Consider the following 19,510-nt stretch of genomic DNA (forward strand, 5'->3'; position numbering starts at 1 on the left):
CTACTAATACTAATATGGCTGTGAAGTTTTTTGTTGATAATATTAAATTGGAACAATGTCAGCGTGGCAACCGCATCCGCAGTGAAGTTCATGGAGAAATTGTCCGGCGACTGAGACAAGCTTATTTGTACAGATAATGAACAGGACTTAACCACACATATCAAATCAGACACCATCTGTAGGGGCTAACGGCCGTTAGCCACTACTAGATATGCTAGTTCTGCGTAAGTCCTGTTGAAGTAATTTAAGAAATTATCAACTGATATTATATAACCGGATTCTATATACAATTAACCGAATTTGATATGACCTGGTTCTCTGGCAGCCAAAAACCCGTACCGCGTGCAAAGATACCATAAGGCTTCCATATATCCTGAAATTTTTTATAAATCATTTGGAATTGCTATAGTTATGTTTTGACTTTTTCATTCTCAAAAATCAGAAAAACTCATCAATATTAATATCATCATCAGAATTTTCTGAAGAATTTTTATCCTCTTTTATTTCTGATTGATTTTCCAAATCATTATCATCATTTTTTCCATCACTTCCCCATTTTGCACCTGGTTCAGCAGCACGTTTAGCAGCAGAATTGTTAACTCCATAAATTGGTTCTGGCTTGACAATTTCTAACGGCTTAACTTCTGTTTTAGCCTCTTCCTGCTCTTGATATTTAGGAGATTTTTTCCGCTTAATTCCACCTCTACGTCTGCGAGAAGTGTGTTCTTCACTGGTATTTTCTGTTACAACTTCATACAAAATTGCTAACTTATTTTTATCGCTACCTCGACGTAAAACTCGACCCAATCTTTGAATATATTCTCGTTCACTACCAGTACCAGATAAAATAATTGCCACCCTCGCATCTGGCACATCAACACCTTCATTTAAAACATGAGAAGCAACAAGAGTTTTATATTCCCCAGTTCTAAATTTACTTAAAACTTCATGTCTTTCTTTCACAGGAGTTTGGTGAGTAATTGCCGGAATTAAAAAGTCATGAGAAATCCGATAAACTGTTGTATTATCCGCCGTAAAAATTAAAGTACGTTCGGGAAAATGTTGAGCCAATAAATTAGCAAGAGTTCGTAATTTTCCATCTGTACCAAGAGCAATTTCTTTAGCTTGACGATGGGCTAACATTGCTCGACGTCCAGCCTTAGAACGGGCACTTGCTATAACAAAATTTTTCCAACCATTTAACCCACCTAACTTAATATTTGCCTGCTTTAAAAAGTCATTTCTAACTGTCATTAACTTGTTATATTCTTCCCGCTCCTGTGCAGAAAGTTTAACCATTATTTGCACAATTTTATGGTCAGCTAAAGCAGCACCTGCCAATTCTTCAGGAGTCTTGCTAAAAACCGTAGGTCCAATTAAATAATCTAGGTCAGAATGACGACCATCAGAACGGTTAGGAGTTGCAGTGAGACCTAGACGATAAGGAGCGATCGCGTATTCAGCAATGACCCGATAAAAATCAGTAGGTAAGTGGTGACATTCATCAAAAACTAATAGAGCATATTTATTGCCGATCGCCTCCGCATGAATAGTTGCACTATCGTAAGTCGCCACTAAAATTGGTGTTTTGTCGCGAGACCCCCCACCCAGTAACCCCACCTCCACATCTGGAAAAGCTGCATTCAAATGCGCGTACCACTGGTGCATCAAATCTAGGGTGGGTACTACTACCAGGGTACTGCGGGGAGTGGCCTGCATTGCCAGTTGTGCCAAATATGTTTTACCCGAAGCAGTAGGGAGAATCACAACTCCATTTCTGCCTGACTGTTTCCAAGCTTTCAATGCTGCCTCTTGGTGCGGATAGGGAGGCATTTCCAAACTAGGGATAAGTTCGAGAGGTGCAAATTCTTTAGCTTTGTCAACAAAATCAATTTTTGCTGCTTTTAATGATTCCACTAAAGGGCGATAATCTATTGCCCGAACCCGAAATTTTTCCACCCGGTCATCCCAGGTTGCATAGTCTACCCATGCTTTACCTTGAGGTGGAGGATGGAGAATGATAGTGCCGCGATCAAATTTGATAGTTGGTGTTCGGTACATTATTTCATTTCACTGATTTACAGCAGTTTTCAAGTTGATGAGGTACAAAGTTTTATTGCTCTAGGGAACAGGGAACAGGGAACAGGGAATAGGAAATATAAGAACAGTTCCACAAGTGTACCTCACTATCCTCAGAAGCACAGGTGCGAGAAAAACGCATAGGTTTGTTATTCCCTGATGGTGCTCCTTACTAAACTTGATTGTTATATCATGTCCGGTTAAACAGTGATAAATAAATAACTACGGAGTCCTCAGGAGTCAACCCACCCCTCGCCCCTCCCAGGAGGGGAAGTCAGGATTCAGGAGGAAAGAGGGAAGAAAGAAGAAGAACTGGAGTTGAAGGAGAAAGTTTTTTTATAACTAATTATCCGGACATGATATTATACCGTTTCACGGAAGTCATGCACAGGACTTACGCAAACTTGTTGATAATACTCTATCTGTAGATGGCGCCATTCGGAGCTTTGCGTTAGCAAATGCCATTCGCCCCTACCATATCTGGTGTTTTTGCGTAAGTCCTGACCTACTAAAAACTTAACTCAACTGTGCCTCTGTCACCCAGACAGCATGAAAACCATAAGGTACTCGCTGCGGAATAATCACTCGCGCTACAGTTTCCCCACTCACATCCTGAGCATTCACTACCACCAACTCAGAAGTATGAGTATTTTCATCATAAACATAAGTCACCAACCAACCATCATCTTCGCTACTAGCATTGAGTCGAGGTGCAAACACTGCCTCACCACCATAACGTCCCTTACCAAACTCGTATGTTTCCGACTTCCCTGTATCCAAGTCATATTTAATCAAACCATTAAACACAGGAGGAAATTCTCCTGTTTCCATTCTTGCTGAATAACCATACCGCGTCTTTCGCCCTAATAATTCTTCATTAACACGAGGAAACTCAGAAGGTACATCATCTAGCTTTTCCTCTTTTACCGCTCCAGTTTTCAGGTTAAACCGCCAACGATGTAAATAAGGAGTATTCGCATCAGGGAAGCGATCGCTATCATTAGTCACAAACACATTAGTAGACTTCATCCGACAAGCAACCAATACAACCTCATCCCCTTCTTCATAAGCATTGAGAGTATGCCAAACAAAACAAGCTGGAGTTTCAAACCAACGCACCTCTCCACTATCGCCATGACGTGGGATTATACCGAAGCGACTGGGTGTTTCTGACTCAAACATTAGTGGAAACTGACCTTTTTCTATTCTTTCTGGGCGAAAAGTCATTGGTAAATCAAAAAAAATACTATAATTTTCCGTAATAGCAAAGTCGTGCATCATTACTCCCACAGGCAAATCTATAGGTATGGTGCGCAGCAGTTCTCCATTTGCCGAAACAACGCTATATTGTAAAAAAGGAGGTTGAGCTACTGAGTAACCGAAAAACATCATTTCTCCTGTTACCGCATCAACTTTAGGATGGGCAGTAAAAGGAGATTTTAGTTTGTTGTTAAAAGTCTGTTTGCCAATAGTTTCCAACTCAGGCAGTTTAATATAGTAAGGCGCACCGCCTTCCCAGAGAGCATAAAAATGATTGGCATGATAAACTAGGGCTGTGTTACCTGTATTGATATCTGTGCCGTGGGGATTATCTGGTTGGGGTGGATTTAAGAATCCAGGCCATACTGCTTTACCTTCCTGGTTTTCTACCTGGAATTTGTTGGTGCGTACATAACGGTTGCGATAGGATGCTTTTCCGTCTTTTATTCTGACTCCGTGGAGCATTCCATCGCCGTCAAACCAGTGATATTCACCGATCGGTTTAAATTGTGGGTTGGGGCCATTACGCACAAACATTCCTGAGAGATCCGGAGGTAGTTCCCCAATAACTTTGAGGTTGTCGGCGGTTGTTTCTTCTCTAACGGGTGCGAAATTATTGGTTAAGAAAGGATTAAGGGTAGGAGTTGTTGCAGTCATAAATTTTTAATAATGTTTAACTTATTTTATAACAATTGGGAAAAAGTTGGTTATAAGTTATTAGGGTGTTTGTAGGTGTCAGAAGAAAATATTTTTAGAGATAAATATCTTGCTTCATTTCCTCTGCTCAATATGATTGTATTATTTTTGAGGATTATTTTTGCCTTTAACCATTCTAAAAAGCCTTACCTATCAGTAATTTTACTGGATTAATTTTTTTTAGATCGCCAGTAATATTTCTTATCTTATGTATAATCTCTGTTGTCAATCATAAATATAATGATTTCAACTGTATTAGCGTACAAAAAAACTTAAATAATCTAGGATTTGACTATGATCAAAAACAATAAATAGCCTAAAAAAAATACTACTAATTCTGGATACAAAGACTATAAAAATTTAATCAATTTCCTCTACATATCCAAAAGCTAAAACGGGATGTTCCAGAAGCACATTATCAAGAATTACGTCAGAATTATCAAAGTTTATCAATGAAAAGTTTAATAACTTTATTGTCAATATTTTTGATAAGTTTAAACACTGAATCTGGTTTAGCACAAAATCCAGAGTATCAATATCAAATAGAAGTTGAGATGAATACTATTTGTAGCTTGATTAACGACAACAATGTTAATATTCGTCAAAGACCTGATGCCAGTTCGCCTATAATAACTCAACTTAATCGTGAAGACCGTGTAAGAGTTATTAGACGAACTGGAAATTGGATTCATATATAGCAATGAGCGCTGGTATATTTACAAATTGCAGGAGAGGCCAAATAGCTAAAAGTCTTATATTATCAGCAATTTATTCCCCCAGATGAGCTGTTGCCTGTTGCCTGTTGCCTGCGCACAGCGCTATAGTAGCTCTAGATTCTGGTCAATCTCCTAAACCCTACACTCCTCTTGAAGGATATGTTTTTAATAAGTATATTAATGGGTGTTCAAAAGAGCGATTCGATCGCTGGAGAAAATAGTATAGTTGTCAGATTGTTTGTGCAATAAATCTCTTAACTATCAATATCTTGATGTGTCAGAAAAGGTACTTCTACTACTTCTCCTTCGACATTTCCTACTTGCACTTTTAAACCAACTCCACCTGCTTTTGTTTTGATATAAACTAAACCAAAATAATCCTCATTAGTAGTTTCCGTACAACTTGTCAGTTTCCCAACTTTTTCATCTCCAACTTTCACAACATTTCCTAATTCTGCCATCCCATTTAAACGGACTCCCCAAAGTCGTTGTTTCACACCTTTATATGTGTTTAAACGAGCAATAGTTTCTTGACCAATGTAGCAACCTTTCTCAAAAGAAATAGTATTCCATAAACCAGCTTCGAGAGGGTTATAGTCATCTGTAAGTTCATAGTCTGGTGCTGGACGACCTTGTTCTATTCTTAATTGTTGCCACAGGCGATCGCCCATAGGTACTGCTCCTGTTTCTGTTAATATTTGCCAAACTTTAGCAGCATTGTTTACAGGAACTATCAAAGTGTATCCCTCTGTTGCTAACCCACTACCAACAGTCAAGCGAACTTCTACATCTTTTAGACTTATTAACTGGTGACTAGGGTGGGGTGCATCTGGAGGAGTTATCCCTGATAATTTGGCGATGGAGTTTTTGCTTTCTGGTCCCATGAGACTAAATATGGCATATTCACTACTAATATCTTTAACTGCCACCCTGTCCATCGGAAACAGATAACGGTCAAACCACTCTATTAACTGTTGACAACGGGTGGGAGAGACTAACAATAAAACTGCATCTTCTGTTACATAAGCTGTTGCTAAGTCGATAGTACGAGCAGTGGGAGTGACGAAAACAGTCTCACAACCTTCACCTGGTTTGAGAATATTGAAATTATTCGTACTTTGGTTATGTAGAAACCGTAGACGGTCATCGTCAGAAATGTTTATTAGTCCCCAATGAGAGCGGTCGCATACAGCTACTCCCTGTTTTATTGCTTCTATTGCTTGAGTATCATTACCAAAGCTAACTGGAATTGAGTCTTGAAAAGTTGCACCATTAGATGTTTGAATATTCCGTAATTCTTGGTTCATAATTCTACTTTATTCTGTTATTTTTACTTAATAGACATAGGCGTGAAAAAGATATAGACTTTTTGTCAAAGTAGGGAATAGGGAACAGGGAAGATGTTTTTAGGAAAAAACACGGAAAATGATTTTTTGAGTTATTACACTCTAGTTTATAGCAAATAAAGGGCAGGTTGATTTTCTGGAGATGTCTAATACAAATAGTTATTTTGTTCTGAGAAAATGGGCGTTGGTGATTTGAGGTATGATATCTGTCCGGATCAGAGCAGGATAAAACTCCGTTCCGCTTACGCAACCAAAAAACTTTCTCCTTATACTCTTCTTTCTTCCCTCCTGACTCCTGACTCGGTTCTCCCACTCCTGGGAGGGGCAGGGGCGAGGGGTGGGTTGACTCCTAAGTAATGCGCGATTAATATCATACACGCGCTTCAGCAACACCAGAAAATGTATCTATACTGTTGGCAAATCAGCCATCATATTCTCTACCACTCTTAGAGCTTTTTCGTCAAGATGCTCCCAATTAACATTTCCTTCATCGTTGAGTAAGCTAGTATCGACTTCAACTTCTACTATTTGGTCAGAACTATGAGTAAAATGATAATTACTAAAACAAACTTGATAGCAAAGTTCCCAGAGATCAATACTAACTTTTTGGTCTTGATATTCTAAATCTAATCTATACCCTGGAATTGGTGTTTCTACTTCTTGATAATCTCCTTGCCAAACAGAATTATCTAGTTTTTTGCGAATATGATCTAATAATCTGATGAAAGCAGGTTGCATTAGTAGTTCAGCTTGTTTCCAGGCAGTAATGTTATTAATTTTCGGCTTCATTTAATTTCATTCAGAAACATTAGACTTCTTGCAGAAGTCAGGGAATAGGGAATAGGGAATAGGGGATAGGGGATAGGGAATAGGCAATTGTTTATTTCATATCTTGAATTGGTTTAATTAAAACTTTTGCAAGAGGTCTATTCATTAATATAATATTTATTGGGAATAATTATTCACATTTTGTCAATATCAGGACTTACCCATGAGGCACGAAAAACTAGGACTTGAGATTGCTTTCCGTTCCGGAATGCTCCGCAAACCCTATCAGTCGCTTCGGACGGAAATAGGTTGAGGTACGTAAGTCTTAAATATTCTATTATTGTTGACAACTAAGTGACATTAACCATTGTAAACTTTTGTCTTGCTTGAAAAGAAAAATGCTGAGTTGTTTGATCATTTTCTTTGTGGGTTTAATACCCCACCGTCAACGGGGGTGTTCACGCATTACTTGGGGGAGCGAATCCCCATGTAATTTTCCTCCTGTCTCCTGTCTCCTGTCTCCTGTCTCCTTCTTCAAGATACCAATTCCCTGGAAGAAGGTAGTAGGTTATAGAAGGATGAAGGAGACAGCAATCATATAAACTTTTCCGTCAATAACTACTCCTTTTGAATTTTGAATTTTGAATTTTGAATTCTGAATTTTGACTTGGTTAAACTGAGCACTGAATTATGTTATTGTTAATTATTAATTAACATTTAATGGCTAAAGTTAAAAAGTAATGGTTAAACAGCGCGTACTCTCTGGAGTTCAACCAACTGGAAACCTTCATATTGGAAATTATTTAGGTGCTATTCGCAACTGGGTAGAGGGTCAAAAAGAATATGATAATTTCTTCTGTGTAGTAGACTTACACGCTATTACGGTACCACACAATCCAGCTACACTAACTACAGATACTTACACTATTGCAGCCTTATATTTGGCTTGTGGTATAGACCTGGATTATTCTACCATATTTGTACAATCTCATATTCCAGCTCATAGTGAATTGACATGGTTACTGAACTGTATTACTCCACTGAATTGGTTGACAGATATGATCCAATTTAAGGAGAAAGCAGTTAAGCAAGGAGAAAATGTTGGGACAGGTTTATTAGATTATCCAGTTTTGATGGCTGCAGATATTCTACTTTATGATGCAGATAAAGTTCCTGTGGGAGAAGACCAAAAACAACACTTGGAACTTACCCGCGATATTGCAGTTAGATTTAATCATCAGTTTGGTAAGGAGGAAAAGATACTAAAATTACCAGACCCTTTAATTAGAAAAGAGGGTGCGCGGGTAATGAGTTTGGCAGATGGTACTAGCAAAATGTCTAAATCTGACCCTTCAGAATTGAGTAGAATTAGTTTATTAGACCCACCGGATGTAATTACAAAAAAGATTAAACGTTGCAAAACAGACCCAGTTAAGGGTTTAGAGTTTGATAATCCTGAACGACCTGAATGCAATAATTTATTAACCCTTTATAGATTATTTTCAGGCAAAACAAAACAAGAAGTAACAGTAGAATGTCAGGATATGGGATGGGGACAATTTAAACCTTTATTAACTGAGGCAACTATTGAAGCTTTGAAACCAATTCAAACAAAATATAAAGAAGTAATGGATGATCAAGGTTATTTAGAATCTGTTTTATCTAAAGGTAGGCAAAAAGCAGGAGCAGTTGCTCATCAAACATTAGCAAAGGTCAAAGCAGCTTTAGGTTATTCTGTGCCAATTTAATAGAAATAGTTATAGCAGGGAACAGGGAACAGGGAACAGGGAACAGGGAACAGGGAACAGGGAACAGTTGGGAAAACATTTCCTAGTCTAAGATTTATTATCCGCATAAGTCCTAACCAATTCTTTCTTAGCTATATGTAGTTAACTACTCAGATCAAGCTCAAATTAGTAACTTATTCATTTTTATCGAGCGCAATTACCCTCAACTGAAATTAAGTGGATTAACTTATTGTAAAAGTTATTTTAAAGTTGGATAATTATGTGTTTCAAAGTGAAATTATAATTTGTTAACGAGCAACAAAAATGATATTTGCTCTACCATTGTATATTCTGAAATTTGCGTAGTTAATAGAAGTAAATAATAGTTAGTTAGATAAAGATTTTTCTTCTATCGAATAGCCTGAAAAAAATTAACAACTTAACCACAACTAAGTAATAAATAAATGAATAGATTTCGCAATGCAGTAAAATCGGGAGAATTTTTAGTAACTGCTGAAGTAGCACCACCAAAAGGAGCTGACCCCGCTCACATGATTGAAATGGCCTCAACACTTAAAGGTAGAGTTCATGCTGTTAATGTAACAGATGGCAGTCGTGCTGTTTTGAGAATGTCTTCATTGGCAGCATCAATTATTTTAAAAAATAATGGCATAGATCCAATATGTCAAGTAGCTTGTCGCGATCGCAACCGTATTGGGTTACAAGCGGATCTAATGGGAGCTTCAGCATTAGGACTTCATAATATTTTAGCTCTTACTGGCGACCCTGTAAAAGCAGGAGACCATAAAGATGCTAGGAGTGTATTTGATATGGAGTCAGTGCGTTTATTACAAATGATTGCTAAATTAAACCAAGGGATAGATTGGAATGAGAAAACTTTACCAGATGGAGCTACAGATTTATTTGTAGGAGCTGCGGTAGACCCTCAGTCCCCTAGTTGGTCTGGATTAAAAAAACGATTTGAGCGGAAATTATTAGCAGGGTGTCAATTTTTTCAAAGTCAATTAATTTCTGATTTTGATAAGTTAGAAAAGTTTATGAATCAAATTGCAGTTGAGAGTAATAAGCCAATTTTAGCTGGAATATTTTTACTTAAATCTGCCAAAAATGCTGCTTTTATTAATAAGTATGTGCCTGGAGTTGATATACCAGAACATATTATTAATCGTTTGGCAAAAGCTGAAAAACCTTTAGAGGAAGGAATAAAAATTGCTGCCGAACAAGTACAAATTGCTAGTAAGATTTGTCACGGAGTTCATTTGATGGCAATTAAGCGAGAAGATTTAATCCCTAGAATATTAGATATGGCTGAAATTTCTCCTATTGAACAGTAAAAATTACGCAATTTAAGGAAGTAAGGAAGAAGGAAGAAGGAAGAAGGAAGGAAGAAGAAAGGACTGAAAAATATGGCGTTTTCATAGAAGAAGGAAGAAGGAAGGACTAAAAAATATGGTTTTGTCTGAGTTTTAAGCTTTTGATACAGTAGATTCCATCAAGGGTGAGGTACACTCACAGCGGGCAAGATGCCCGCACTTGTTTGTATCAGGTCTGTGGAAACGAAGCTACAACATTCGCTATTGCCATAATACAGAGCTTTTCAAATTGATGAGCCACATTGTCACAACAAAAATCCTGTAGGGGTGAATGGCCATTTGCTGATGCAAAGCTCCGCTTTATATGTTGCGGAGCAAAACGCCCCTACTGTTGTCTACCCAAATGAAAACCACTGTAAACCTGATAACTGATAACTGATAACTGATAACTGAATTCAACCCCTGTGAAAAAACTGCTTTAATATTTCAGTAGGTTTTCTATCCCAAGTATCTATATGCTCATAAATTAATCCATCTTTATTCAATTTATAAGTCGAATAACCATTAAAAAAAATTCTGGCTTGCCAAGGAACTCTTAATATTCCACGCACAGTCCAATTTGCCAAAATTATATTTTCTTCTGTTTGCTGAACATCGTGTAAATCAAAATAGAGTTCTGTGAAAAATAACCGACCGTGAAAGCGCAAAGTCCAAAAAATAATTCGATAATTAAACTTCCACTTAAACGTATTAACTGGGTCTTTAAAAAAAATATCCTTAGTATAAATATCGTAGGAAATATCCTTTTTAAATAGAGTAGGTAAATCCAACTTTAGGGTATTAATAACTTGTTCAACTTTCACTCTAATTTTCCTCAGAAAAAATTGATATATCTAGACTAGAGTTTACTTAATCTACTAAAAAAATAGTCAGCGTAAGTTGAAATAGCAGTTTTATCTTTACCTTTTGCGAGTTTAATACCCCACCATCCATGGAGGTGCTTAAAATTGCTTAGAGTGATCAGACAGGGAGTGGCCGATCGTTGACTATCCCCATATAATTTTCCCTTCTGCCTTCTGCTTTCTGCCTTCTGCCTTCTGACTTCTGAGTTCGTTAATGTATCCCAATTTACTTAGAACTAATATTCAACATTCGCTTAATCTGTTTCACATATTGATAAATTTCAGGTAAACGTTTATAAATAGCAGACGCTTTCAAATAAATCTTATAGGGAACTGCAGGACTACTAGAAACAATTTCTCCAGCAGCAACATCATTATGAACACCTGCTTGAGCAGTAGCGATCGCTCCATCTCCAATTTTTGCCTGATTAGCAATACCCACTTGACCTGCCAAAATCACATGATCACCAAGTTTCACTCCACCAGCTAAACCAACCTGAGCCGCCAAAGCACAGTTTTTCCCAATTTGACAACCATGACCAACCTGCACCAAATTATCCAACTTCGTATTTTTGCCAATTCTAGTTTCTCCCACTGCGGGGCGATCGATAGTAGTATTGCCACCAACTTCAACCCCATCTTCCAAAACCACTCTGCCAGACTGTTCCATTTTATACCAACCATCTTGAGTAGGCACAAAACCAAAACCTTCTCCACCAATAACCGCTCCACTATGAATCACACAACTATTCCCAATTTGACTACGTTCGTGGATCGAACAGTTGGCGTGTAAAACAGAATTATCTCCTATTTCCACATCTGGATAAATTACCACATTTGGATAAATACAAACATTATCCCCAATTTTCACCCCCGCATCAACTACAACATGAGGACCAAGATAAACATTTTTTCCTATTTTTGCTGTTGAGTGAATAACAGCAGTGCCATGAATTTCTCGAATAGGTTGAAAAGGTTGATAAAAAAGAGCGATCGCCTTGGCAAATAATAATCTCGGTTCTTTTCCTGCTACCCACTCAATACCACGTTCGCTTGCCTGGGTTTGCAGAGTCTCATCCATTGGCAAAATCAAAGCACTAGCATTTGTCGTGCCTAAGTAACTGGCAAATTTTGCTCCTTCTATATAACTAAGAGTACCTACTACTGCTTCATCCACTGGGGCCACACCTGTAATATCTGGGGCCATACCATTATTTTTTTCTAGACTACTAGCGATCGCTTCACAACCAAGTTTATTTACAAGTTCCCTAAATTTCATAATTTTCCACTGGTAGCAAATACCATTGAACTAATACCATTTTCTCGCAAAAAAATAAACCCAAGTCCAGGGAAGGCAGAGGGCAGAAGGCAGAAGGCAGAAGGGAAAGAAAAGTTCAAAGGGAGAAGTTTTTTTTATAACTGATTATCTTGACATGATGTTATACCAATTCCTAAAAGTAACGCTATACTTGGGTAAGACTTCAGTTATTAATTAATCAAAACAGGTATAATCACCTTTTTGCTAAAAATAGCCCAGTTAATGTTAATTATTCTTACTTTTTACTTCTCCCTGTACGGACGCCCTTATGCAACGTCCCTACCCACTCCCCTATTTCCCCTCCTGGGAGGGGTTAGGGGTGGGTCCCCTACTCAACAAAATGTAGAAAAGCTTTTGAGAAATGGTATTACACCATTTTTTTTTCTGCAAAAAAATAAACCCAAGTCCATCATTTTTCATTAACTGGAGACTTAGGTTAAATATTCTTATTTGAAATACTAAAATTTTTGCTATGTATCACGCCTTCGATCCCCCTCCCGTCCCCCTTGTCAAGGGAGAAGCCAGATGTTGCTTCACTTTCTTTTGAATGGGAGTTAGGGGGAATCTCCCGTAGCATTCTTTTTCATATTTCATACAGTGGAGACAAAATACTCGAAAGCTAATTTTGCCTAAGTCTAATTTATTTGATTGAAACAGCATCTACATCAACGGTGGTATCAGTAGTAGTTGAGTCTTTATCATTAATATCAGGTGCAACTGCCACATCTTTACCCCGACGTAACTTCATATATTCAACTACCATCTGAGAAACTTCTGCCACTAAGAGAGTTACAATAGCAACATCATCAATTTGTCCGACAACTGGGATAAAATCTGGAGAGATGTCAAAAGGACTTAATACATAAGCCAATGTTCCAGCAATAATCCACCAACGATATTTAGGATTACGGATAGTATTACGATACCAAGTATATAGAGATTGAATGGAAAAACTCATTTAATTATCCTTAAACTTAAAACTTACTTACATTTTTAATAATGGCAGAATTTTAAGCAGTATGGCAGTGTCAGTATCCACCATAGTTTTTACAGAAATTTCTACACTTAAAATTAGGGAATTTTGTGATTGGAGTTTGTAGTTAACCTGTAAGCATTCAGCTATTAGCATTCAGCAATCAGCTTTTGAAGATATTCAAGCAATAACTGAGGTTAGGTTATAACCAATTTCATTAATAAATTTTAATTCTTCTTGGTGGATAATTCCCCTCTAGATTGTATTTTTTTTATTTTGCTTTATCTAAGGCAAAAAAATTAAGCATTCAGCTTTTAGCTGTTTCATAAATAATGAATATACACTGCTCAGGTCAAGGTTAGTTTTTTTCCAATACTTTTAATTCTCTTTAAATCTCTCAATACTAACTCCTGCTATAAAGGCAATGAATTAATAGCTGATAGCTGATAGCTGACTGCTAAATGCTTACAAAAAATTTGTCACTCTTTGTAAATAATTTTCCCGGTCTTCTAACATAGGAAAATGAGCTGTATTTGGCATAATAGTTAATTCTATTTTTTCATTTAATTCTGCTGCTTGTCTACCCATTTCTGCGGGAATAATTTGGTCATATTCGCCAGCTACTAATAAAGTAGGTACTGTAAATTTTTTAAATTGTTCTGGTAACCATTCTGTAGCTTCTTTACTTACGGAAGTTAAAACTGTGCCATAGGCAGCATCAAAATCTGCTAATAAAAAGTCTTCTAAAAATGTACGACTAATACTATCTGGCAGAGACTTATATAAAAATCTTGCCATAAATATGCGGCTCATAAATGGAATTTGTACTAGCCATTTGGGGCGAAACATGACTACATAACGACTAAATTTATGAAAGGTTGTAAATGTTTTTTCATCATATTCAAAAATACCGCTACAAGTTAAGATTGCTTTTTCTACTCTCTCTGGATACATATTCAAAAATAAGGCAGCAATAGAACCTCCCATAGAATGAGCATTAATATAAACTTTCTCTAAATTTAAAGCATCAAGTAAAATTGCTAAATCTTCTGCATAGCCTACTAATTCATATTTTTCTGTAGGATTTTTTGAGGATTTTAAAATAGTTTTTTCCTCAGTGGCAGAAGGTTGAGGTAAACATGAACGTCCAAATCCTCGTAAGTCATAAATTAAACAATCAAACTGACTAGAAAGCTCCTTAGCTGTACTTTCCCAATATCTACCAGAACCTCCCCATCCGTGGAGAAATACCATTACTGGTTTTGATTTTTCTGTGGAATTTGATGTCTTTATCCATTCATAGTAATGTTCAACGCCATTAACATTAATATAAGAAGTTTTTTCTGTTGTTTTCACCTTAACTAGCTCCTGCTTCCTGATTAAAATTTTTAATTTAGTTTTTAATTTAGTTAGAGATTATATCGAACTCTGTCTAAATTACAGCACTTTTTAGGATAGTGAGGTACAGTTTTAAAATTAATCTTTTTTTCCCTACTCCCTACTCTGTACGGACGTTGTATGCAACGTCCCTACTCCCTAAAATTTTGTACCTCATCAACTCCAAAACTACTGTAATAAATCTGACTAAAAAATTGAGATAGTTTCATTTCATCTAATTTATTATTTGTTCTGACACCAGTGCAAATATCTAAACCAAAAGGAGAAACTTGTTTAATTGCTGCTGTGACATTTTCTGAGTTTAAACCACCTGCTAAATATACAGGCACATCTACTAATTCCCGGATTTTCTTACTAATATCCCAATTATGAACTTTACCTGTACCTCCTAATTGTTTAATTGGTAGATATTTATTGCCAGAATCTAATAATATTGCATCTACTAATGGAGAGACTTCAACAGCTTCTTTTACCGATTCTTCTCCTGTAACATGAATAACTTGTACAAGAGCAATTCCAGGCATAGCATCTCGCAAGTCTTGATATTTTCCTAATGTAAGATAGTCACATATTTGAATTGTATTTACCTGACACCGACGCTGTTGTTCAATAATTGATTTTACATCCTGTTTACTGGTGAATAAAAAAGTACATACACCTGGTGGAACTATGGCAGAAATTTCTGCTATTAATTCCTCAGAAATCACTCCTATTCCAGAAGGCATGGCAGAAACTAAACCTAAAGCTGAAGCTCCATAAATAATTGCCATTTTTGCTTCTTCAATACTGCTAATACAGCAAATTTTTACTCGCGGTTTTGTTGTTTGTTTCATCTAAAAAAACTAGGTCATTTCAGTTATCAGTTATCAGTACATCTGCAATAAGGAGGCTTGACATCAGGAATAGTCTCTTTTCTGTTGGTCGATGGTCGGCCAGCGAGGAGACCCGCTCTTATCAGAGCCGCTCCGAAGTACGCCATTCCACCCTACGGGAAGCTCCGAAGATCGACCGCTTTTTATCCCTTTAAAAAGCGAGGCTTTAGACCACAATTTTTAGGTAATAGGCAATAGGGAATAGATAATAGCGAAAAGAGATTAGTATTAAACTGTACCTCACTATCCGCTTAGTCAATCCTCTTCTTTTCAAAGAGAGGTAATTATTAATTATTAATTATTAATTATTGAACATACTTCACCATCTGAAAAAGTGCTTAATTCTCCATAGTTTTCTAATATTATTCTGATAAATTCTGCTGCTGTTACTGGTGAAGCTGTTTTTACTTCAATACTGTTTTGATGCAACCACCAACCTGTAGTAGTTTGGGGCGATCGCCAGATTTCCAAATGTTCTACAGATGGATGGGCATAAAAACTTTCATCCACAGTCCCCAAAAGTCCCCAACTCCAATGTGTAAAATAGTCGTGACTCACCTTATATATAGGAAAGTTTCCCTCTACAGGCATTCCCCACCCATCAATAGCAACAAAGGCTTTGACTTGTCCACCCCGTAGTTGCCAACCCCAAGCTGCTCCTACTGCTCCTACTACTCCAGCACTAAAGGCAATAAATAATAGTGGCACATTTTTAGTTAATTGGTTTTTTATCCATAAAAAGTTCAAAATGTCAATAGCAGAATAGGGAGAATAATCTTGAGTTGGACAAATTAACAACTCTCCAGATTGAGAGAGACTTTGCCAATGGACAAATAGTCCCTCCAAGAATTGCTCAGTTAGCTTTGAGTCGTGTATTCCAGGGCAAATTACTATAGTCATCTTGAAGGAAGAAGGAAGAAAGTTAGAAGTCAGGACTGACGCAGAACCGCCATATCTAGTAGGGGAAAATGGCATTTTCCCTCTACAGATAGCGTTTTATCTAATAATTTGTGTAAGTCCTGAAGTTATAAGTTATAAGTCAAAAGTCAGAAGTCAGAAGGAAGAAAGAAGAAGGCTTTAGTTATCTGGGAGAGAACTGAAGGATGGAAAAATCTGGCCTTATCTGAGTTTTCAACTTTTGATCAAAATAATTGGGTCTAAAACGTCGCCTTTTAAGGCAAAATACAGCGCTTCCCATTGTTATAAGGTACACCCCGAAGCGAGCAAGATGCCCGCACTACAATATTTTCATCATTTACCCTGTACCTTGTGAAGTCAAAAGTCAAAAGTCATAATTCAGAAGTAAGAAGGAAGAAAGTTATAAGTTATAAGTCAAAAGTCATAATTCAGAAGGAAGAAAGAAGAAGGCTTTAGTTATCTGGGAGAGGACTGAAGGATGGAAAAATCTGGCCTTATCTGAGTTTTCAACTTTTGATCAAAATAATTGGGTCTAAAACGTCGCCTTTTAAGGCAAAATACAGCGCTTCCCATTGTTATAAGGTCAGGGCAAACGCATCTCGTCAATAAACTAGGGGTAATTATCAATAAACCGGGTTTTATTGCGCTTGTTGACAATAGACTTTCAACATATAGTGTCTATAAAATCAAATAAACACTACATATAGGGAACGGCAAAATAAGATGCGTTTGCCCTGGTTATAAGGTACACCCCGAAGCGAGCAAGATGCCCGCACTACAATATTTTCATCATTTACCCTGTACCTTATTTGCCCGAAATATGCTGTATTTTTGGAACCTTGCTCCAATCCCCTACTTCCCCTCCTGGGAGGGGGAGGGGCGAGGGGTGGGTTAACTTCTGACTTCGTTAAATGTCCCAAGCAAACCTTGAATATTTTATATAATCTCAATTATTGTAGTACCCATCCCCCCGGAGGGGAGTGTTAAACTAACACCAGAGTCTAATTACTCACTATTACTGTTGCACAGAAACCAATAGTGGTAGGAGTAGGTTTGAGAAAAATGTTTGTTTTTTTCAATCATATTTCAATCAAACCTATTCTCAAAAAAAGGATTTTTATACTTGTTTTTTTGACCGAGTATAAGCCAATAAATTGTTTCTGTTGTACATTCTTGTATCAAGTTAATTAATAATTCTAAAATCAAGGGAAAAAACGTGGTTACTACTCCAGAAAAAATTCAACAATCAACAGTTACTCCATCCGATAAAAAAGACAGAGTAGCAGTTTTATTAATGGGATATGGTGAAGTAGAAAGTTATGAAGATTTTGCTAATTATAACGAACAAGCATTAAATTTACTTACTGCTAAATTTGCTCCTGTTCCTACCTGGATATACCCTCCCATTGCCAAATTATTAGCTATTTTTGACTTGCATGAATGGAGTCATCAACATGGTAATTTTATTTCTCCTCATAATGCTATTTTTGAAAGTCAAAGAGCTGGAATTGAAAAAAATCTCCAAGCAAAGTGGGGCGATCGCGTTAAAGTTTTCAAGGCTTTTAACTTCTGCGCTCCCCACTTACCAGAACAAGTATTAACACAAATTAAAGCTGAAGGATTTGATAAATTATTGATTTATCCTTTGCTAGTAGTTGACTCTATTTTTACCAGTGGAATTGCCGTCGAACAAGTTAATGAAGCCTTAGTAAAATTAGCAGATAAGACCGAACATTGGATTAAAGGTCAACGTTATATTCCTTCCTTTTATAACGAACCTGATTATATTAATCTAATGGCAAAAATGGTAGAAGAAGAAATTGCTAATGATTTGGCAGTTGCTCATTTACCATCTCAAATTGGCATTGTTTTAACTAATCATGGTTGCCCTCACGAAGCTAAAGGTTTTACTTCTGGAATTGATGAAAGTCAGGAACTTTATGAGTTAGTGCGGGAACGTTTAATTAATCGTTTTCCTTTAATTTCTGTAGGTTGGTTAAATCACGATACCCCACTAATTGACTGGACTCAACCAGATGCTAAAACTGCTGCTAAAAATCTTATAGAATTAGGTGCAACAGCTATTATATTTATGCCTATTGGTTTTGCTACAGAAAATCACGAAACATTATTAGATGTTGAGCATATTATTGAAGCGATACGTCGCAAATATCCAGAAGTAACTTATCGTCAAATGCCTTGTGTAAACGATCGCCCAGAATTTTTGCAGATGGCTGCTGATTGGGCTAACCTTTATATTGAGGAGTTGTTGAGTGAGAATGCTTTAGCTGTTAATCCTTCTTTAGCAGTGGCACAAGCGAAGAAAACTCATAGTCATAGTCACGGTGGGGAGCATGGACATTCCCACGGTCATCATCACCATCACGACCACGATCATGGTCACCATCATCATCATTAGGAAGAATTTTAGGAGTCAGAATTCAGGAGTGAGAATTCAACAGGAAAATTCTGTATGAGCTGAGATTAATAAATTGGTTTAATATCAACAGGACTTTCGCAAAAAACGAAATTATACACTATTTGTAGGGGTTGACGGCCGTTAACCCCTACTATATTTGGTGGTTATGCGTTTTATCTTTTGTATTCTTTGGGAAATAAACTTGATTGTTTGAGTTGAAATTACCGTAAGCATTCAGGCATCAGCTATCAGCTATTCCTACAGAATGCTACGCAAACAGCTTTATAGAATTAAAAGTATGAATAATAGAATTGCCTATTACTTAACCTTAGCAATAAGTGCGATCCACATTTACATTTCCCTCCATATAGTTGAAAATGTAGTATAATATCATGTTAGGATGATCACTTATAATAAAACCAGAATCATTACAGTAGATGTATTCAAAGTTGATGGCCAAAAAGATGGCGATATAGCTGCCGCACTTGCTCCGCCAACGCCAACTACCTTTATGTTCAAGCGATCGCTTATAATTGAATAGCCCTAGTTTGAGGCCACCAATGGAAGCAAGTTAGCTGGACTTTTGGAAAAAAATGTGTTAAAATAGTACCGAATCATTATATAGCAATACTTTTACCTAAAAATACTCTAGCGATGAGAGAAACAATCCTATCTGCCTTACCTCCATGCTTTGAAAAGTGGTGTCAAAAGTTTGATGATTTATTTAAAACCAAAGGTCAAAAAAAGGGATTCCGTTATTATTTAGCAGGATTACTTGGAGAAA

The 19,510-nt window shown here is 37.0% G+C and carries 15 protein-coding genes; 5 read left to right on the forward strand and 10 right to left on the reverse strand.

All coding sequences use genetic code 11. The annotated features are described in order from the left end of the window. Positions 1–438: 438 nt before the first annotated feature. Both F6K06_RS30910 and F6K06_RS30915 read right to left on the reverse strand, forming a co-directional pair. Positions 439–2,061, reverse strand: a complete 1,623-nt coding sequence (locus tag F6K06_RS30910) for a DEAD/DEAH box helicase (RefSeq protein ID WP_287244547.1) — start codon at positions 2,059–2,061, stop codon at positions 439–441. 534 nt (positions 2,062–2,595) lie between these two features. Further along, a complete protein-coding gene (locus F6K06_RS30915) occupies positions 2,596–3,996 on the reverse strand; it encodes a carotenoid oxygenase family protein (RefSeq protein ID WP_124155563.1) in 1,401 nt (466 codons plus the stop codon). A gap of 491 nt (positions 3,997–4,487) precedes the next feature. On the opposite strand from F6K06_RS30915, the gene F6K06_RS30920 reads away from it, so the two are divergent. After that, positions 4,488–4,733, forward strand: coding sequence for an SH3 domain-containing protein (locus tag F6K06_RS30920; RefSeq protein WP_124147788.1), 246 nt, complete (start codon positions 4,488–4,490; stop codon positions 4,731–4,733). A 272-nt stretch (positions 4,734–5,005) separates the two neighbouring features. Here F6K06_RS30920 and F6K06_RS30925 read toward each other — a convergent pair whose 3' ends face one another. Beyond that, positions 5,006–6,058, reverse strand: a complete 1,053-nt coding sequence (locus F6K06_RS30925) for a folate-binding protein YgfZ (protein WP_124147789.1) — start codon at positions 6,056–6,058, stop codon at positions 5,006–5,008. Between the two features lie 444 nt (positions 6,059–6,502). After that, positions 6,503–6,886, reverse strand: coding sequence for a hypothetical protein (locus F6K06_RS30930; protein WP_124155564.1), 384 nt, complete (start codon positions 6,884–6,886; stop codon positions 6,503–6,505). A gap of 719 nt (positions 6,887–7,605) precedes the next feature. On the opposite strand from F6K06_RS30930, the gene trpS reads away from it, so the two are divergent. Further along, the gene (gene trpS / locus F6K06_RS30935) at positions 7,606–8,613 is read left to right on the forward strand and encodes a tryptophan--tRNA ligase (RefSeq protein ID WP_124155728.1); all 1,008 of its coding nucleotides are present in this window, start codon (positions 7,606–7,608) and stop codon (positions 8,611–8,613) included. A 443-nt stretch (positions 8,614–9,056) separates the two neighbouring features. Then, complete coding sequence (locus F6K06_RS30940; RefSeq protein ID WP_124147792.1) at positions 9,057–9,947, forward strand: methylenetetrahydrofolate reductase; 891 nt, start codon at positions 9,057–9,059, stop codon at positions 9,945–9,947. Between the two features lie 434 nt (positions 9,948–10,381). Here F6K06_RS30940 and F6K06_RS30945 read toward each other — a convergent pair whose 3' ends face one another. From F6K06_RS30945 to F6K06_RS30970, 6 genes are all read right to left on the reverse strand, one after another. Next, positions 10,382–10,789, reverse strand: a complete 408-nt coding sequence (locus F6K06_RS30945) for a DUF2358 domain-containing protein (RefSeq protein ID WP_192901226.1) — start codon at positions 10,787–10,789, stop codon at positions 10,382–10,384. A 265-nt stretch (positions 10,790–11,054) separates the two neighbouring features. Further along, a complete protein-coding gene (lpxD, locus tag F6K06_RS30950) occupies positions 11,055–12,107 on the reverse strand; it encodes a UDP-3-O-(3-hydroxymyristoyl)glucosamine N-acyltransferase (protein WP_124147794.1) in 1,053 nt (350 codons plus the stop codon). A 679-nt stretch (positions 12,108–12,786) separates the two neighbouring features. Next, positions 12,787–13,104 (reverse strand): YkvA family protein, encoded by a 318-nt coding sequence (locus tag F6K06_RS30955; protein WP_124147795.1) that lies wholly within the window; start codon positions 13,102–13,104, stop codon positions 12,787–12,789. Between the two features lie 480 nt (positions 13,105–13,584). Next, positions 13,585–14,475, reverse strand: a complete 891-nt coding sequence (locus F6K06_RS30960) for an alpha/beta fold hydrolase (RefSeq protein WP_240039208.1) — start codon at positions 14,473–14,475, stop codon at positions 13,585–13,587. 173 nt (positions 14,476–14,648) lie between these two features. After that, on the reverse strand, positions 14,649–15,350 hold the full coding sequence (locus F6K06_RS30965) for a phosphoribosylanthranilate isomerase (protein WP_124147796.1): 702 nt from the start codon (positions 15,348–15,350) through the stop codon (positions 14,649–14,651). 333 nt (positions 15,351–15,683) lie between these two features. Then, positions 15,684–16,289 (reverse strand): hypothetical protein, encoded by a 606-nt coding sequence (locus F6K06_RS30970; RefSeq protein ID WP_124147800.1) that lies wholly within the window; start codon positions 16,287–16,289, stop codon positions 15,684–15,686. 1 nt (position 16,290) lies between these two features. Here F6K06_RS30970 and F6K06_RS30975 point away from each other — a divergent pair, with 1 nt between their 5' ends. Both F6K06_RS30975 and F6K06_RS30980 read left to right on the forward strand, forming a co-directional pair. Continuing rightward, positions 16,291–16,470 carry a hypothetical protein gene (locus F6K06_RS30975; protein WP_161564761.1) on the forward strand — a complete coding sequence of 60 codons (180 nt, stop codon included), beginning with the start codon at positions 16,291–16,293 and terminating at the stop codon, positions 16,468–16,470. Between the two features lie 1,053 nt (positions 16,471–17,523). Further along, positions 17,524–18,726, forward strand: a complete 1,203-nt coding sequence (locus tag F6K06_RS30980) for a ferrochelatase (RefSeq protein WP_124147797.1) — start codon at positions 17,524–17,526, stop codon at positions 18,724–18,726. Positions 18,727–19,510: the final 784 nt, after the last annotated feature.

Source organism: Okeania sp. SIO1H4, from assembly GCF_010672695.1.
Taxonomy (GTDB): domain Bacteria; phylum Cyanobacteriota; class Cyanobacteriia; order Cyanobacteriales; family Microcoleaceae; genus Okeania; species Okeania hirsuta.

Excerpts from the sequence above, each read along its gene's own strand:
- F6K06_RS30910 (WP_287244547.1), bottom strand. The coding sequence starts at position 2,061 with ATGTACCGAACACCAACTATCAAATTTGATCGCGGCACTATCATTCTC.
- F6K06_RS30915 (WP_124155563.1), bottom strand. The coding sequence starts at position 3,996 with ATGACTGCAACAACTCCTACCCTTAATCCTTTCTTAACCAATAATTTC.
- F6K06_RS30920 (WP_124147788.1), top strand. The coding sequence starts at position 4,488 with ATGAAAAGTTTAATAACTTTATTGTCAATATTTTTGATAAGTTTAAAC.
- F6K06_RS30925 (WP_124147789.1), bottom strand. The coding sequence starts at position 6,058 with ATGAACCAAGAATTACGGAATATTCAAACATCTAATGGTGCAACTTTT.
- F6K06_RS30930 (WP_124155564.1), bottom strand. The coding sequence starts at position 6,886 with ATGAAGCCGAAAATTAATAACATTACTGCCTGGAAACAAGCTGAACTA.
- trpS (WP_124155728.1), top strand. The coding sequence starts at position 7,606 with ATGGTTAAACAGCGCGTACTCTCTGGAGTTCAACCAACTGGAAACCTT.
- F6K06_RS30940 (WP_124147792.1), top strand. The coding sequence starts at position 9,057 with ATGAATAGATTTCGCAATGCAGTAAAATCGGGAGAATTTTTAGTAACT.
- lpxD (WP_124147794.1), bottom strand. The coding sequence starts at position 12,107 with ATGAAATTTAGGGAACTTGTAAATAAACTTGGTTGTGAAGCGATCGCT.
- F6K06_RS30955 (WP_124147795.1), bottom strand. The coding sequence starts at position 13,104 with ATGAGTTTTTCCATTCAATCTCTATATACTTGGTATCGTAATACTATC.
- F6K06_RS30965 (WP_124147796.1), bottom strand. The coding sequence starts at position 15,350 with ATGAAACAAACAACAAAACCGCGAGTAAAAATTTGCTGTATTAGCAGT.
- F6K06_RS30970 (WP_124147800.1), bottom strand. The coding sequence starts at position 16,289 with ATGACTATAGTAATTTGCCCTGGAATACACGACTCAAAGCTAACTGAG.